The following is a 14,303-nucleotide window of genomic DNA, read 5'->3' as shown; positions in this document are numbered from 1 at the left end:
CCCGGCCGGGGCGACCCGATCCTCCTTTGTAAAGGATATGCCCGATGTCGATTACTGCTGAGCGCAAGACCGAACTGATCCAGGAATACGCAACCAAGCCGAACGATACCGGTTCGCCGGAAGTCCAGGTTGCCATCCTGTCGGAACGCATTGCCAACCTCACCGAACACTTCAAGGACCATGGCAAGGACAACCATTCCCGCCGCGGTCTGCTGAAGCTTGTTTCGACCCGTCGCCGCCTGCTTGACTACGTCAAGACCGTCGATGACGCCCGTTACAAGGCCCTGATCGAAAAGCTCGGCCTGCGCCGCTAAGCGCGCATACCGAATTGCGGATGCGGGGCCTCGGCTCCGCGTCTGTTGCCAGCGCCTTGAGCTCGTGAAGATCAAGGGGTTGGAAGCGTAGACCGGCGAATGCCGGAGCATGGCAGGATTATTGGCCGCTCCCTCGCCTCACGCTCACAAAATCAGTCTTTTGGTTTTGATCTCGTGAGGCCTCCAGAATTGCTGGGAGCTGCTTGTTGTCTTGCCCATGTTTCGTCTTCGCCAAGGACGTAAACCGCGCCTGATTTTGAGCCTGGGCTGCACATGGGGTGCAGAGCCGGGTGCGGGCGCACCGGACGAGTTCGCGGGATTTCCTACGCCCCTGCGTTACCGCTCACCGGCAGAATGGAAAGACGATACAATGTCGACGATCAATTTTGACTACCACAAGGTCGAGCTCAACTGGGGCGGCCAGCCCCTGACGCTCGAAACCGGCAAGATGGCCCGCCAGGCCGATGGCGCCGTGCTTGCCACCCTGGGCGAAACCGTGCTGCTGGCCACCGTCGTCAGCGCCAAGTCCGCCAAGCCGGGCCAGGACTTCTTCCCGCTGACCGTCAACTACCAGGAAAAATACTTCGCCGCCGGCAAGATCCCGGGCGGCTATTTCAAGCGCGAAGGCCGCCCGACCGAGAACGAGACGCTGACGTCTCGCCTGATCGACCGGCCGATCCGCCCGCTCTTCCCCGAAGGCTACAAGAACGAGACCCAGGTGGTCGTGACCGTTCTGCAGCATGACATGGAAAACAACCCCGACGTGCTGGCCATGGTCGCCGCTTCGGCTGCCCTCACCATTTCGGGCGTGCCTTTCATGGGCCCGATCGGCGCTGCCCGCGTCGGCTATGTCGATGGGCAATATGTGCTGAACCTGGCCGTCGATCGCCGTTCGGAATCCAAGCTCGACCTCGTCATGGCCGGCACCGAAGACGCCGTGCTGATGGTCGAGTCCGAAGCCAAGGAACTGAGCGAAGAAGTCATGCTCGGCGCCGTGATGTTCGGTCATGCCGAGAGCCGCAAGGTGATCCAGGCCATCATCAAGCTGGCCGAGCTGGCAGCCAAGGAACCCCGCGATTTCCAGGCGCCCGATTATTCGGACCTCGAAAAGGACGTGCTCAAGGTCGCCGAAGCCGATCTGCGCGCTGCCTACAAGATCACCGACAAGGCCCAGCGCTACGCTGCCGTCGACGCCGCCAAAAAGGTCGTCAAGGAAGCCTTTGCCGCCAAGATCGAAGCCGGTGACGTCTCCGCCGAAGCGCTCGGCGAAGTGATCCACAACCTGCAGGCCAAGATCGTGCGCTGGAACGTGCTCGATACCGGCCTGCGCATCGACGGCCGTGATCTCAAGACCGTGCGCCCGATCGTTTCGGAAGTCGGCGTGCTGCCGCGCACCCATGGTTCGGCTTTGTTCACCCGCGGCGAAACCCAGGCGCTGGTCGTTGCCACGCTGGGCACCGGCGAAGACGAGCAGTATATCGACTCGCTCGAAGGCACCCAGAAGCAGAACTTCCTGCTGCATTACAACTTCCCTCCCTATTCGGTGGGTGAAGCCGGCCGCATGGGGTCCCCGGGTCGCCGCGAAATCGGCCACGGCAAGCTCGCCTGGCGCGCCATCAACCCGATCCGTCCCTCGGTCGAGGAATTCCCCTACACGATCCGCATCGTGTCCGAGATCACCGAATCCAACGGCTCCTCCTCGATGGCCACCGTCTGCGGCACCTCGCTGGCGCTGATGGATGCCGGCGTGCCGCTGGCGCGTCCGGTTGCCGGTATTGCCATGGGCCTGATCCTGGAAGGCGAGAAGTTCGCCGTGCTGTCCGATATCCTGGGTGACGAAGATCACCTGGGCGACATGGACTTCAAGGTCGCCGGCACCGATCAGGGCGTGACCTCGCTCCAGATGGACATCAAGATCGCCGGCATCACCGAGGAGATCATGAAGATCGCCCTCGAGCAGGCCAAGGGCGGCCGCATCCACATACTGGGCGAAATGGCCAAGGCCATCACCGCCTCGCGTTCGGAAGTGGGCGAATTCGCTCCGCGCATCGAGACCATGAAGATCCCGACCGACAAGATCCGCGAAGTGATCGGCACCGGCGGCAAGGTGATCCGCGAGATCGTCGAAAAGACCGGCGCCAAGATCAACATCGACGACGACGGCACCATCAAGATCGCCTCCTCGGACGGCAGCCAGATCGAAGCGGCCATCAAGTGGATCAAGTCGATTACCGATGAAGCCGAAGTGGGCGCCATCTACCAGGGCACCGTGGTCAAGACCGCCGATTTCGGCGCCTTCGTCAACTTCTTCGGCGCCAAGGACGGCCTGGTCCATATCAGCCAGCTCGCCGCCGAGCGCGTTGCCAAGACCACCGATGTCGTCAAGGAAGGCGACAAGGTCTGGGTCAAGCTGCTGGGCTTCGACGAGCGCGGCAAGGTCCGCCTCTCCATGAAGGTGGTCGACCAGGCCACCGGCAAGGAAATCGCCCGTGACGCGGAAGCCGCCGCCGAATAGCAGGCAAATCGCAGGCAAAACTGCAGGAAGGCCCGGAGCAATCCGGGCCTTTTCTTTGCGTTGCATGCCGGCAACACCCCGCCATTCATCACATTCCGGAGAGGAACCCTCTCCTTGACGGCCCGTTAGGCGAGTGAGGCTTTCCTGCACTAGCGAACCTCCCGGCCTTTGCTTACCCACTGGCCGACCACGAAATTGCGTCACCCGCTTACCCAGGGAACCACCTTGCTCTCTCGTCGCCTTTTCATGATTGGCCTCTCCGCCACCGCCCTCGCCGCCTGCTCCTCCACCCGGACCCCGGTCGTGCAGGAGCCCGTCGTTGATCCTTACTATCAGCGCATGTATGGCGCTGTGCTCGGCGAACCCTACCCGGTCGCCGCCATGGACCTGCGCCGTGTCGATCCCAAGTGGTGGCGCCAGGAAGTGCCCTATATGACCAATGAGCGGCCGGGCACGCTCGTTATCGATACGCCCCAGCATTTCCTCTACCTGGTGCTCGAAGGCGGCCGCGCGATCCGCTATGGCATTGGCGTCGGCAAGGATGAATCGCTGGTCTTCCGCGGCACCGCCACGATCGGCCGCAAGGCCCAGTGGCCGCGCTGGACACCCACCCGCTCGATGATCGCCCGCGAACCCGAACGCTACGGCCCCTATGCCGGCGGCATGGAAGGCGGCCCGACCAACCCGCTTGGCCCGCGTGCGCTCTATCTCTACAAGGACGGCCGCGACACGCTATTCCGCCTACATGGCACCACCGAGCCCTATACGATCGGCACCAATGTCTCCTCCGGCTGCATCCGCCTGATGAACCAGGACATCATCGATCTCTACGCCCGCGTGCCCACCGGCTCCCGCGTCGTGGTGATCAACTAAAAGCAATTCCAGGGAAAGTGGTCCCGGTTTCCCGTGCGGAATTGCGACTTGAGGACCCATCCGGGTCGCTGCCGCGGCAGCGGGGCGCCTTGTTTCGGAATCCGTAGTCACCGAAGCAAAGTTTTCCGCTGCCGCGACAGAGGCCCGGAATGAAATTGAAAAGGCCCGCTCCCGAACAGGGGGGCGGGCTTTTTGGTTTGAAGGGGCTACCGAACGATCCCATCCCGATGTCACCCCAGCCTTGAGCCGGGGCCCATCCTGGGATCGTCCCACATCCGCAAGGTGGTTCCGAACGACAACTCTGCAAGAACAGCCATCTCAGGGTGGATCCCGGCTCAAGGCCGGGATGACACCGTGTGTAGGAGTGGATCGAGAACAACGAAAAAGGGCGCGGTCTGCACCGCGCCCTTTTGCATTCCTGGCCGTGAAACTTACAGCGTGCGCTGCACTGTCTCGACGCGGAAGCATTCGATGACGTCGCCCTGGCGCATGTCTTCGTAATTTTCGAAGGCCATGCCGCATTCCTGGCCGGTCTGGACTTCCTTGACCTCGTCCTTGAAGCGCTTGAGCGTCTTGAGCTTGCCTTCGTGGATGACGACGTTGTCGCGGATGAGGCGCACGCCGGCGCCGCGTTCCACGATGCCCTCGGTGACCCGGCAGCCGGCGACCTTGCCGACCTTGGTGATCTGGAAGACTTCGAGGATTTCGGCATTGCCGATGAAGGTCTCGCGACGTTCGGGCTTGAGCAGCCCGCTCATGGCGTTCTTCACGTCATCCACGAGGTCGTAGATGATGTTGTAGTAGCGGATTTCGATGCCGTCGCGGGTGGCGAGATCCGATGCCTGCTTGTTGGCGCGGACATTGAAGCCGATGACGATGGCGTTCGAAGCCGAAGCCAGTGTCACGTCGGATTCGGTGATGCCGCCCACCGCGCTCATCAGGATCTGCGCCGACACTTCGTCGGTCGAGAGCTTGTTGAGCGAAGCGACGATGGCTTCCACCGAACCCTGCACGTCGCCCTTGATGATCAGCGGGAACTTGGCGATACCGGCCACCTTGAGCTGATTCATCATCTGCTCGAGGCTGGTGGCGCCGCCGCCGGCCGTCTTTTCACGGATGGCGCGCTGACGATATTCGGTGACTTCGCGGGCACGGGCTTCGGTCTCGACGACCGAGAAGCGGTCGCCCGCGCTCGGCACGCCGGTAAAGCCCAGCACTTCCACCGGAATGGAGGGGCCGGCTTCCTTGACCTGCTCGCCCTTGTCGTTGATCAGGGCACGGACGCGGGCAAATTCGGTGCCGGCGACCAGGATGTCGCCGATGGCGAGGGTACCGCGCTGCACGAGAACCGTGGCAACGGCGCCGCGGCCGCGATCGAGCTTGGCTTCGATGACCAGGCCTTCGGCGCGGCCATCACGGGCCACCTTGAGCTCCAGCACTTCGGCCTGCAGCAGGATGGTTTCGAGCAGCTTGTCGAGACCGGCCTGCGTCTTGGCCGAAACTTCCACGTCGAGCACGTCGCCGCCCATCGATTCCACGAACACTTCGTGCTGCAGCAGCTCGGTGCGGACGCGGGTCGGGTTGGCTTCCGGCTTGTCCATCTTGTTGATGGCCACGATGATCGGAACCCCGGCCGCCTTGGCATGCTTGATGGATTCGATCGTCTGCGGCATCACGCCGTCATCGGCTGCCACCACCAGCACGGCGATATCGGTCGCCTGGGCGCCGCGGGCACGCATGGCGGTGAACGCCTCGTGGCCCGGCGTATCGAGGAAGGTGATCTTGCTGCCGTTCTTTTCGACCTGATAGGCGCCGATATGCTGGGTGATGCCACCGGCTTCACCCGAAACCACATTGGCTTCGCGGATGGCGTCGAGCAGGCTGGTCTTGCCGTGGTCGACGTGACCCATGATGGTCACGACCGGCGCACGATCGGTCAGGTCCTCGGCCTTATCGTCCGATGCGATATCGAACAGGCCTTCTTCGACGTCGGCTTCCGACACGCGCTTGACCGTGTGGCCCAGCTCGCTGGCGATGAGCTCGGCCGTATCGGCATCGAGCACGTCGTTGATGGTTGCCATCGTGCCCTGCGCCATCAGCATCTTGATGACGGTGACGGAGCGCTCGGCCATGCGGTTGGCCAGCTCGGCGACCGTGATGACTTCGGGAATGACGACTTCACGGCTGAGCTTGGGCGCATCCTGCTGGTTGCGGCCCATTTTCTTGTCGCGGCGGCGGCGCATGGCGGCGAGCGAAGGACCACGATCGCGATCGCTTTCAGCGCCGGCATTGGTCACCGTCAGGCGGCCGCGGGCATTGGCATCCTCGCCGGCACGGCGCGTCGGCCGTTCCGGCGTGGCACGCGAGGCGCGGCGGGCGTTTTCGAGCTCGGCTTCGGTGGTCGGGCGAACCTGCGGCGCGCCGGTGCGGACCTTGCGGCCATCGGCTTCGCTGGGCGGAGCCGGCGGCACGTTGCCGATCGGCGCCATGCCCGAGCCGGGCGGACGACGTTCGCCGGCCGGACGGCCAGCGGTGCCTGAGGGACGCGCGCCGGGCGCACCGGGGCGAGCCCCGGCGGTGCCAGGACGGAGCAGCGCATTGGCGCCGCGTTCGCTTTCCGGGCGGGTATTGCCGCTTGGGCGTTCACCGGCCGGACGGGTCGGGCGCGGCGGCTGGCCGGGGCGGCCGGCAACCACGCGCACGCTGGACGGGCCGGGATTGCGCTGCGATGCCGGGGTATAGCCCGGCTCGTCGGCCTGCGCAGGTGCGGCGGCTTCCGGCTCGGCCGCAGCGGCAGGCGCCGCTTCGCTGACGACTGGCGCCGGTTCCTCGGATACGACCTGGCGGCGTTCCTCGTCGGCGCGCTCGGCTTCCTCGCGAACCTGGCGGCGGCGCGCGTCGTCTTCCATGCGGCGCGCTTCTTCGGCCGCGAAACGTTCCTTGTCCTCGGCCTGGCGGGCGCCGGCCAAAGCCAGCGCCTGACGGCGGGCCTCGGCCTCGGCGGCGCTCAGTCCCAGCGGCGCACGCGGCGCAGCGGCCGGACGGCCGGCGGCGGGACGCTGGCCCTGTGCCGGGGCACCGGGCTGCGGCCGATGCGGAGCGCTCGGAGCATTGGGCTTGGGAACCAGGCGCGTGCGCTTTTCGACAACAACCGTCGAGCGCGAAGGACCGCGCGACATGCCCGGACGGTTGCCCAGGCCTGGGCCGCCCTTCAATGTCAGCGTCTTCTTCGCGCCAGTGTCGTCGGTGCGCTTGTCGTCGTTATCAGCCATGTATCTCGCGTCTTTCGTCGGTGGCCTCGGGCAAAAGGTCACCGTCAACCGCAAGGCGGTCGGTGTCCTTTTCCGTCGGTTTGGCAGTGTAAAGAGCCAGTCTACGGGCCTTTTCCACTGCCGCTTGGGCTGCCGCCCCTCTCGTGAGGGCAGCATGTATCACATTTTCCAGCCCGAGTGCCAAACCCATTTGCTCTGAGGAGAGCAATTCGAAATGGGGCACTTCGAAGCCGTCTATTTCTTCTTCCGCCGCCGCGTAATGCAGCGCCTTGAGCGGTCCCACCATTTTGCTGCGCCCGTCTTCGGCGGCATCGGTGGCGGTGATCAGGGCAATGAGGTTCCCTGTCTCGATCAGGCTGCGGACCTTGGTGGCGCCAAAGGTCAGTTGCCCGGCCTTGCGCGCCATGCCCAGCGCATTGAGATAGCGCTGTTCCAGCCTGACCTGGGCCAGTCCGGGCAGGTCGTCCGGCAGGCGAACCTCGGTCTTGAGGCTGCGCGCGAACACCTTTTTCTTGACCGCCTCGGCCACGGCATCGCGGCTGAGGCTGATCCAGACGCCACGGCCCTCGGCCTTGGCGTCGGTGTCGGGCACCAGCACGCCATCGGGCCCCAGCACAAAGCGGATGAGCTCCGCCACGGGCTTCTCAGCCCGTGTCAGAGCGCACATTCTGGTCGTTTCTTCGCGCCGGGCCATCTCTGGTGCCCTCGCTCGGATTCGGCCCTTAGGCCGAAGCCTCTTCGGCATAGTCGCCGCCTTCGACCGGCGGCAGGTCTTCTTCGTTGATCCACCCGGCCTTGATGCGGGCTTGCAGGATCATGTCCTCGGCCTCCTCGCGGCTGACCGGGAAATCCTTGAAGGTGCCTTCGAAGCGCTTGGTCTCGCCGTCCTTGCGTTCGCTCCAGCCGATCAGGTCGTCCGAGGCGCAGCCGGCAAAGTCTTCCACGGTCTTGACGCCGTCCTTGCCCAGCGCGACCAGCATGGCGGCGGTGAGGCCGGCAATTTCATAGAGCTCGTCCTCGACGCCGAGCGCCTTGCGCTCTTCGTCATGGGCCTTGTCGATGGCCGCCAGGTATTCGGTGGCGCGGTTCTGGATTTCGCCGGCGGTTTCTTCGTCGAACCCGTCGATCGACGCGATTTCATTGGCGTCGATATAGGCCAGTTCCTCGACCGAGGAGAAGCCTTCCGAAGCCAATAGCTGGGCAACCATCTCGTCAACGTCAAGGGCCTGCATGAACAGGGTCGAGCGTTCGGTGAATTCCTTCTGCCGGCGTTCGCTTTCTTCCTGCTCGGTCAGGATGTCGATATCCCAGCCGATCAGCTGGCTGGCGAGGCGCACATTCTGGCCGCGGCGGCCGATGGCCAGCGAGAGCTGCTCGTCGGGAACCACCACTTCGATGCGCTCGGCCTGCTCGTCGAGCACCACCTTGGCCACATCGGCCGGCTGCAAGGCGCTGACAACGAGATCGGCAATGCTGTCCGTCCACGGAATGATGTCGATCTTTTCGCCCTGCAATTCGCCGACCACGGCCTGGACGCGCGAACCGCGCATACCGACGCAGGCGCCGACCGGATCGATCGAGCTGTCCGACGAGGTCACCGCGATCTTGGCGCGCGAACCCGGATCGCGGGCAATCGAGCGGATGGTGATGACGCCATCGTAGATTTCAGGCACTTCCTGCATGAACAGCTTGGCCATGAACTGCGGATGGGTGCGGCTGAGGAAGATTTGCGGGCCGCGCTGTTCGCGGCGCACGTCATAGACATAGGCGCGCACGCGGTCGCCATAGCGGAACATTTCGCGCGGGATCAGCTCGTCGCGGCGGATAATGGCTTCGCCCCGGCCCAGATCGACGATGACATTGCCATATTCGACGCGCTTGACGGTGCCGTTGACGATCTCGCCGATGCGGTTGAAATACTCGTCATACATGCGCTCGCGTTCGGCATCGCGCACCTTCTGCACGATGACCTGCTTGGCCGACTGCGCCGCAATACGCCCGAATTCCATCGGCGGCAGCGGCTCGGTGAGGAAATCGCCGACCTTGGCTTCCGGCGACTTGAGCTGGGCGTGCTTGAGATCGATCTGGCGGCTGGTCTCTTCGACGTCCTCGACGATTTCGAGCAGGCGCCACATGCGGGTTTCGCCCGAGCGCGGATTGATCTCGACCTTGATCTCGGTCTCGGCGCCGTAGCGCCCCTTGGCCGCCTTTTCCATGGCGTCCTGCATCGCCTCGATCACCACCATGCGGTCGATCGACTTTTCGCGGGCAACGGCATCTGCGATCTGCAGCAGTTCGAGGCGGTTCGCGCTCACGGCCATTTAGTGTGTCTCCTCGGAGATAGAATCGTCGTCGTCATTGGCGATTTCGACCGTCTCGGTCTCATCGTCGTCGATGGGGTGGGCTTCCTGGTCGATGCGCGCTTTTTCCATCAGCGCATCGGTCATCACCAGCTTGGCTTCCGCCAGGGTGGAAAACAGCAGGCGGTGGTCGGGATCGGTCCCGGCGGGGGCGTCGGGCAGGGTAATGGTCACAGCCTCGTCGTCGACGCCCTTGATGAAGCCGCGGAAGCGCTTGCGGCCATTGATCATGTCCGCCAGTTCGATCTTGACCTCGTGGCCGGCATAGGCGGCGAAGTCGCGTTTGCGCACCAGCGGCCGGTCGATGCCGGGCGAGCTGACTTCGAGATGATATTCGCGGTCGATCGGGTCTTCCACATCGAGCACCGGCGAGAGGTCCTTGGAGAGGGTCTCGCAATTAACGATGGTGAAGCGCCCGTTCTCGTCCTCGGCCATGATCTGCAGCGTCATGCCGTTTTCCTGGGTGATCTTTACCCGCACCAGCGAAAAGCCCAGGCCATTGGCCACCGGCTCGACGATACGCGAAACCCTGGCTTCCAGGCCCGTTTCCCTGATGTAGCGCTTTTCGGTGAGATCGAAGCTCATCGGCCCCTTCGGTAATAAAAAAGAGCGGGGCCGGGCGGCTCCCACTCTGCAAACTTGCTGAGATGTTGGCGCCTATATAGCGCCGTTGGGCGGGAGTGGCAAGGGCGGGACAGAAGCTGCAGTGCCACGCCCTCGTGGTTCGAGGCTCGCGAGGGGCTCGCACCTCACCATGGCGGCCACTTTAAACTCCGCGCTCTCAGTAGTCCTCATGGTGAGGCGCGCCTCTTGGCGCCTCGAACCACGAGGGCGTGTCCCTATTTCTCCCAGGTCACGCTGTTCACGTCGGCGCCCAGTTCCTCCAGCGACGCGCGCAGGTCGGCGACCATGGCGTCCGGGCCGCAGAGATAGAAGTGCTGGCCGAAGCGGGAAATGTGCTGCTTGAGGAAAGCCGTGTCGATCCGCTCCTGCAGCAGTTTGGACTTCGGATCCTCTGTCACGGTCCACAGCGTCTCGAGCCCGTCCATCGCCTCGAATTCGTCGCGCAGGATGATGTCCTTTTCGGTCCGGTTGGAGACGATCAGCCGGTTGCCATTGAGCCCGCCCTTCGCATTGAGGCTGCGCAAGATGGCGATGAAGGGCGTGACGCCCGCGCCCCCGGCAATGAAGGTGCCCGGCCCCTTATACTGGATGGTGCCCCACACATCGCGCAGCAGCAGATAATCGCCCGTCTCGCAGTTCCAGAGCGCATTGGTGACGCCGGCATGGTCGCGGTAGCTCTTGATGGTGAATTCCAGCGTCGGCTCGTCCTGCAGCGAGGTAAAGGTGAAAGGCCGCTTCTTGTCCGCCCAATCCGGCTTGTCGATGCTGACTTCGGTGGCCTGTCCGGGGCCGAAATGAAAATTCTTCGGCTTTTCGACGCGATAGTGGCGGACATTGTGGGTGACCATTTCGGTCTTCAAAATCTGGACGCGGGTGGGCATGGCAATCTCCTTGTGCCTGTTAGACGCGGGGCCACCGCAATGGTTCCTCCCCGCCCGAACGCCCGCAGCGCCTGGGGTCGCCTGGAAGATACACGGTAGCATCGAGGAAACCGGGGCGCTCGCAAACGCCTTGATATCACTGGCAAAACTCTCGCAATCATCGACCGGACTTCAAGGGCAGGAATAGCTGATATCGCGTCTTGCGGGGACAACCGGGCAGGATCATTTCCGCTGTGTTCAAAACGAAAGGAACACCGAAATGATCAAGAACACCATTATCGCCCTCGTCGCCGCTGCCTCGCTGGCCGGCGTTGCCGTTCCCGCCTTCGCGGCCCCGGCTCCCGAGGAAAGCGACATCAACACCGTGTTTGGTGGCGGCTCGACCGAGATGCGTGAATTCATCGCTGATTCGGTTCTCAGCCAGCTGCAGCAGAAGGGCGTCAACGCCACCGCCGTCGAAGACTGGAGCGGCCTGATCCGCGCCTATGTCACGCTCGAAGACGGCAGCCAGACCATGCAGTTCTTCAAGCCCGGCTCGCTCGAGCAGGTTCAGCTCTAGGCGTTCTGCCCACGGCGCCGCCGGTTCACCGGCGGCGCCCGTAGCCTATTGGGCGTGCATGAGCCGGATGGCCGGATCGCCGCCCGTGATATCGAAGCGGTGGCGGGCCGCCAGGATTTGGTCGCGATTGCGATCCGCGAACCCCCGCAGGCTGTCTGCCAGCTCCAGCAATTCGCGGCCCAGCTCGGTCAGCGAATAATCGACGCGGGGCGGAATGGTCGCGAACATCGTGCGGGTAATGAAGCCGTCGCGCTCCAGTTCGCGCAGGGTCATTGTCAACGTCTTCTGGGAAATGCCGCCCGCCCGTTTCAGCTCGTTGAAGCGCAGCGTTTCGGTGCGCAACATGGTGACGATAGTCAGCGTCCACTTGCCGGGCCTGACCATCAGCACGTCGTTTTCGTGCTGGTTGGACTTGGACAAACTGGACATGGCGAGCCTCGGAAACAGTGTGGATCGAGGTTCGCATATGGGGCGCGATTGTGACGCTACCAGTGCCGCGGGCCATTAAACTTTGATATGATGGTCATCAATGTGGGTGACTAAACCCGCGTGAAGCTGAAATAAAAGCTCACCAGGCGCCCTTCGCGGCGCGCTTTCTGCTCATAGCGCGTCGCCTGCCAGCCGGGATAGGGCTGGTGCCAATCGCCCGGCTTTTCCGGCGCAAACCGGAAGTCCGGCGCCCGCACGATATGGGCCAGGGTCCAATCGGCATAGTCCTCGATATCGCTGGCAAAGTGGAACTGCCCGCCCGGCCTTATCACCCGCGCCAGCGCGCCCAGGGTAGTGGGTGAGACAAACCGCCGCTTGTGATGGCGCGTCTTGGGCCAGGGATCGGGATAGAGCAGGTAGATTTCATCCACCGATGCGTCGGGCAGCGCCAGCAGCAGTTTGAGCGCGTCGTCGGTATAGAGGCGGATATTGCCCAGCCCCTCGGCGGCGATGGTCTGCACCATCTTGCCGATGCCGCCGGTAAACACCTCGCAACCGATATAGCCGGTCTCAGGGTGCCGCCCGGCCTCCAGCGCCAGATGCTCGCCGCCACCATAACCGATCTCGATGATGATGCGGTTCGCATCGGCAAACAGGTCGCGCGGATCCAGCTTGCCACTCAGCTTGATTTCGAGAGCCGGCAGGGTGGCGTCGAACACCGCCTGCTGCCCGCCATGCAGCTTCTTGCCCGAGCGCCGCCCGAAAAAGGCGCGCGGCTCGCCCGAGCGGGTCTTGGGGAGCTGGTGATCCGGTTTGGTCATGGTTGTCTCCGCGCTGCGCGGCGCCATATACCACCGCGTCATTCCCGCGAAAGCGGGAATCCACTCTTCCTGGGTAGAGAGATTCCCGCTTTCGCGGGAATGACGCGGTGATTTTAGTGCATCACGAGCAGGCGGGGATTACTTCACCGCGGCCTTGAGGGCCCCAACCAGGTCGGTCTTTTCCCAGGAGAAGCTGCCGTCGCGGCCGGCCTTGCGGCCGAAATGGCCATAGGCGCTGGTCTTGGCATAGATGGGCCTGTTGAGATCGAGATGAGTGCGGATACCGCGCGGCGTCAGGTCCATCACCTTGCCCAGGGCGGTCTCGACCACCGATTCCTCGACCTTGCCGGTGCCGTGCAGGTCGACATAGATCGACAGCGGCTGCGCCACGCCGATGGCATAGGAAAGCTGGATCGTGGCACGATCGGCCAGGCCCGCCGCGACCACGTTCTTGGCGAGATAACGCGCCGCATAGGCGGCCGAGCGGTCGACCTTGGTCGGGTCCTTGCCGGAAAAGGCGCCGCCGCCATGCGGCGCCGCGCCGCCATAGGTATCGACGATGATCTTGCGGCCGGTGAGGCCGGCATCGCCATCGGGACCGCCGACCACGAACTTGCCCGTCGGGTTGATGTGCCAGACCGTCTTGGCGTCGATCCAGCCTTCCGGCAGCGCTTCGCGGATATAGGGCTCGACGATGTTGCGCACGTCGGCCGAGGTCAGCGTCTCGTCCAGATGCTGGGTCGACAGCACGATCTGGGTCACGCCCACCGGCTTGCCGTCTTCGTAGCGCACGGTGACCTGGCTCTTGGCATCCGGCCCCAGCTTGCCTGCCGGGCCATGATTGGCCTTGCGCGCGGTGGTCAGGGTTTCGAGAATCTTGTGCGCGTAATAGATCGGCGCCGGCAGCAGTTCGGGGGTCTCGCGGCTGGCATAGCCGAACATGATGCCCTGGTCGCCCGCGCCCACATCCTTGTTGCCCGCTTCGTCCACGCCCTGGGCGATGTCGGCCGACTGGCCATGCAGCAGCACGTCGATCCTGGCCGTCTTCCAGTGGAAGCCGGCCTGCTCGTAGCCGATGCTGCGAATGGCCTTGCGCGCCGCCGACTTGAACTTGGCCGGATTGACCACCGGTGCGCCGGACTTGTCGAGCAGCACCTGACCGTCCTTGCCCTTCTTGAGCAGCGTTTCGGGTACGCGCACTTCGCCGGCAATCACCACGCGATTGGTCGTGGCCAGCGTCTCGCAGGCGATGCGGACCCGGGAAGCATCCATGCCCGCCTTCTTGGCCTCGCGGAACACCAGGTCGACAATTTCATCGGAAATCCGGTCACACACCTTGTCCGGATGACCCTCGGATACCGACTCCGAGGTGAAGAGATATGAAGAGCGTGCCAAACCGAAATCCCCTGAAACTGCCTAAAAACGCTCAAAACGAGCCATTCCGCGCCGTTTGTGGCATCCATCGCCATTTCGGTCAAGCGGGATATAAAGAAAGCTTTATGCCTTCGCGCAGCTTTTGGAGCATAGTTTGGTGCAAGCGGAAGCGCCGCCTGTATTGCGGTTGTCATGGATGGGCGGACCCCGAGACGGCTGACGCCCCTGAGTAATTAATAGTGAGACGGAAGCCGTCTCGGGGCGCCGGTTTTTGGAGCAGT

General features: G+C 63.6%; 12 protein-coding genes. 4 read left to right on the top strand and 8 right to left on the bottom strand.

Features of this window, described 5'->3' with window-relative positions; translation table 11 throughout:
- Positions 1–44: 44 nt before the first annotated feature.
- From rpsO to ASD04_RS09740, 3 genes are all read left to right on the top strand, one after another.
- The gene (rpsO, locus tag ASD04_RS09750) at positions 45–314 is read left to right on the top strand and encodes a 30S ribosomal protein S15 (RefSeq protein ID WP_056255836.1); all 270 of its coding nucleotides are present in this window, start codon (positions 45–47) and stop codon (positions 312–314) included.
- A 370-nt stretch (positions 315–684) separates the two neighbouring features.
- Positions 685–2,829, top strand: a complete 2,145-nt coding sequence (gene pnp / locus ASD04_RS09745) for a polyribonucleotide nucleotidyltransferase (protein WP_056255834.1) — start codon at positions 685–687, stop codon at positions 2,827–2,829.
- Positions 2,830–3,075: 246 nt separating this feature from the next.
- Positions 3,076–3,702, top strand: a complete 627-nt coding sequence (locus ASD04_RS09740; protein WP_056255833.1) for a L,D-transpeptidase — start codon at positions 3,076–3,078, stop codon at positions 3,700–3,702.
- A gap of 431 nt (positions 3,703–4,133) precedes the next feature.
- On the opposite strand, the gene infB is transcribed toward ASD04_RS09740, so the two are convergent.
- The 5 genes from infB to ASD04_RS09715 all read right to left on the bottom strand — a co-directional run bounded on the left by infB (position 4,134) and on the right by ASD04_RS09715 (position 10,839).
- On the bottom strand, positions 4,134–6,974 hold the full coding sequence (gene infB, locus ASD04_RS09735) for a translation initiation factor IF-2 (protein ID WP_056255831.1): 2,841 nt from the start codon (positions 6,972–6,974) through the stop codon (positions 4,134–4,136).
- Positions 6,967–7,668, bottom strand: a complete 702-nt coding sequence (locus tag ASD04_RS09730) for an RNA-binding protein (protein WP_280137672.1) — start codon at positions 7,666–7,668, stop codon at positions 6,967–6,969. Before ASD04_RS09730 ends, infB begins: the two co-directional genes overlap by 8 nt.
- Before the next feature lie 28 nt (positions 7,669–7,696).
- A complete protein-coding gene (nusA, locus tag ASD04_RS09725; RefSeq protein WP_056255828.1) occupies positions 7,697–9,295 on the bottom strand; it encodes a transcription termination factor NusA in 1,599 nt (532 codons plus the stop codon).
- Positions 9,296–9,919 (bottom strand): ribosome maturation factor RimP, encoded by a 624-nt coding sequence (gene rimP / locus ASD04_RS09720; protein ID WP_056255826.1) that lies wholly within the window; start codon positions 9,917–9,919, stop codon positions 9,296–9,298.
- Between the two features lie 254 nt (positions 9,920–10,173).
- A complete protein-coding gene (locus ASD04_RS09715; protein WP_056255824.1) occupies positions 10,174–10,839 on the bottom strand; it encodes an FAD-binding oxidoreductase in 666 nt (221 codons plus the stop codon).
- A gap of 259 nt (positions 10,840–11,098) precedes the next feature.
- Between ASD04_RS09715 and ASD04_RS09710 the strand changes: the two genes are divergently transcribed.
- Positions 11,099–11,398, top strand: coding sequence for a hypothetical protein (locus tag ASD04_RS09710; protein ID WP_056255823.1), 300 nt, complete (start codon positions 11,099–11,101; stop codon positions 11,396–11,398).
- A 45-nt stretch (positions 11,399–11,443) separates the two neighbouring features.
- On the opposite strand, the gene ASD04_RS09705 is transcribed toward ASD04_RS09710, so the two are convergent.
- The 3 genes from ASD04_RS09705 to metK all read right to left on the bottom strand — a co-directional run bounded on the left by ASD04_RS09705 (position 11,444) and on the right by metK (position 14,043).
- A complete protein-coding gene (locus ASD04_RS09705; RefSeq protein WP_056255820.1) occupies positions 11,444–11,827 on the bottom strand; it encodes a helix-turn-helix domain-containing protein in 384 nt (127 codons plus the stop codon).
- A 110-nt stretch (positions 11,828–11,937) separates the two neighbouring features.
- On the bottom strand, positions 11,938–12,648 hold the full coding sequence (gene trmB / locus ASD04_RS09700; RefSeq protein ID WP_056255811.1) for a tRNA (guanosine(46)-N7)-methyltransferase TrmB: 711 nt from the start codon (positions 12,646–12,648) through the stop codon (positions 11,938–11,940).
- A gap of 138 nt (positions 12,649–12,786) precedes the next feature.
- Positions 12,787–14,043 (bottom strand): methionine adenosyltransferase, encoded by a 1,257-nt coding sequence (gene metK, locus ASD04_RS09695; protein WP_056255809.1) that lies wholly within the window; start codon positions 14,041–14,043, stop codon positions 12,787–12,789.
- Between the last annotated feature and the right edge of the window lie 260 nt (positions 14,044–14,303).

Source organism: Devosia sp. Root436, assembly GCF_001426345.1.
Lineage (GTDB): Bacteria > Pseudomonadota > Alphaproteobacteria > Rhizobiales > Devosiaceae > Devosia.
This window is presented reverse-complemented; position numbering and strand designations above follow the sequence as displayed.

What these genes read in the sequence shown, in the direction of transcription:
- ASD04_RS09740 (WP_056255833.1), top strand. Translation starts at nt 3,076, where the DNA reads ATGATTGGCCTCTCCGCCACCGCCCTCGCCGCCTGCTCCTCCACCCGG.
- rpsO (WP_056255836.1), top strand. Translation starts at nt 45, where the DNA reads ATGTCGATTACTGCTGAGCGCAAGACCGAACTGATCCAGGAATACGCA.
- ASD04_RS09715 (WP_056255824.1), bottom strand. Translation starts at nt 10,839, where the DNA reads ATGCCCACCCGCGTCCAGATTTTGAAGACCGAAATGGTCACCCACAAT.
- ASD04_RS09710 (WP_056255823.1), top strand. Translation starts at nt 11,099, where the DNA reads ATGATCAAGAACACCATTATCGCCCTCGTCGCCGCTGCCTCGCTGGCC.
- pnp (WP_056255834.1), top strand. Translation starts at nt 685, where the DNA reads ATGTCGACGATCAATTTTGACTACCACAAGGTCGAGCTCAACTGGGGC.
- ASD04_RS09705 (WP_056255820.1), bottom strand. Translation starts at nt 11,827, where the DNA reads ATGTCCAGTTTGTCCAAGTCCAACCAGCACGAAAACGACGTGCTGATG.
- ASD04_RS09730 (WP_280137672.1), bottom strand. Translation starts at nt 7,668, where the DNA reads ATGGCCCGGCGCGAAGAAACGACCAGAATGTGCGCTCTGACACGGGCT.
- trmB (WP_056255811.1), bottom strand. Translation starts at nt 12,648, where the DNA reads ATGACCAAACCGGATCACCAGCTCCCCAAGACCCGCTCGGGCGAGCCG.
- nusA (WP_056255828.1), bottom strand. Translation starts at nt 9,295, where the DNA reads ATGGCCGTGAGCGCGAACCGCCTCGAACTGCTGCAGATCGCAGATGCC.
- infB (WP_056255831.1), bottom strand. Translation starts at nt 6,974, where the DNA reads ATGGCTGATAACGACGACAAGCGCACCGACGACACTGGCGCGAAGAAG.
- rimP (WP_056255826.1), bottom strand. Translation starts at nt 9,919, where the DNA reads ATGAGCTTCGATCTCACCGAAAAGCGCTACATCAGGGAAACGGGCCTG.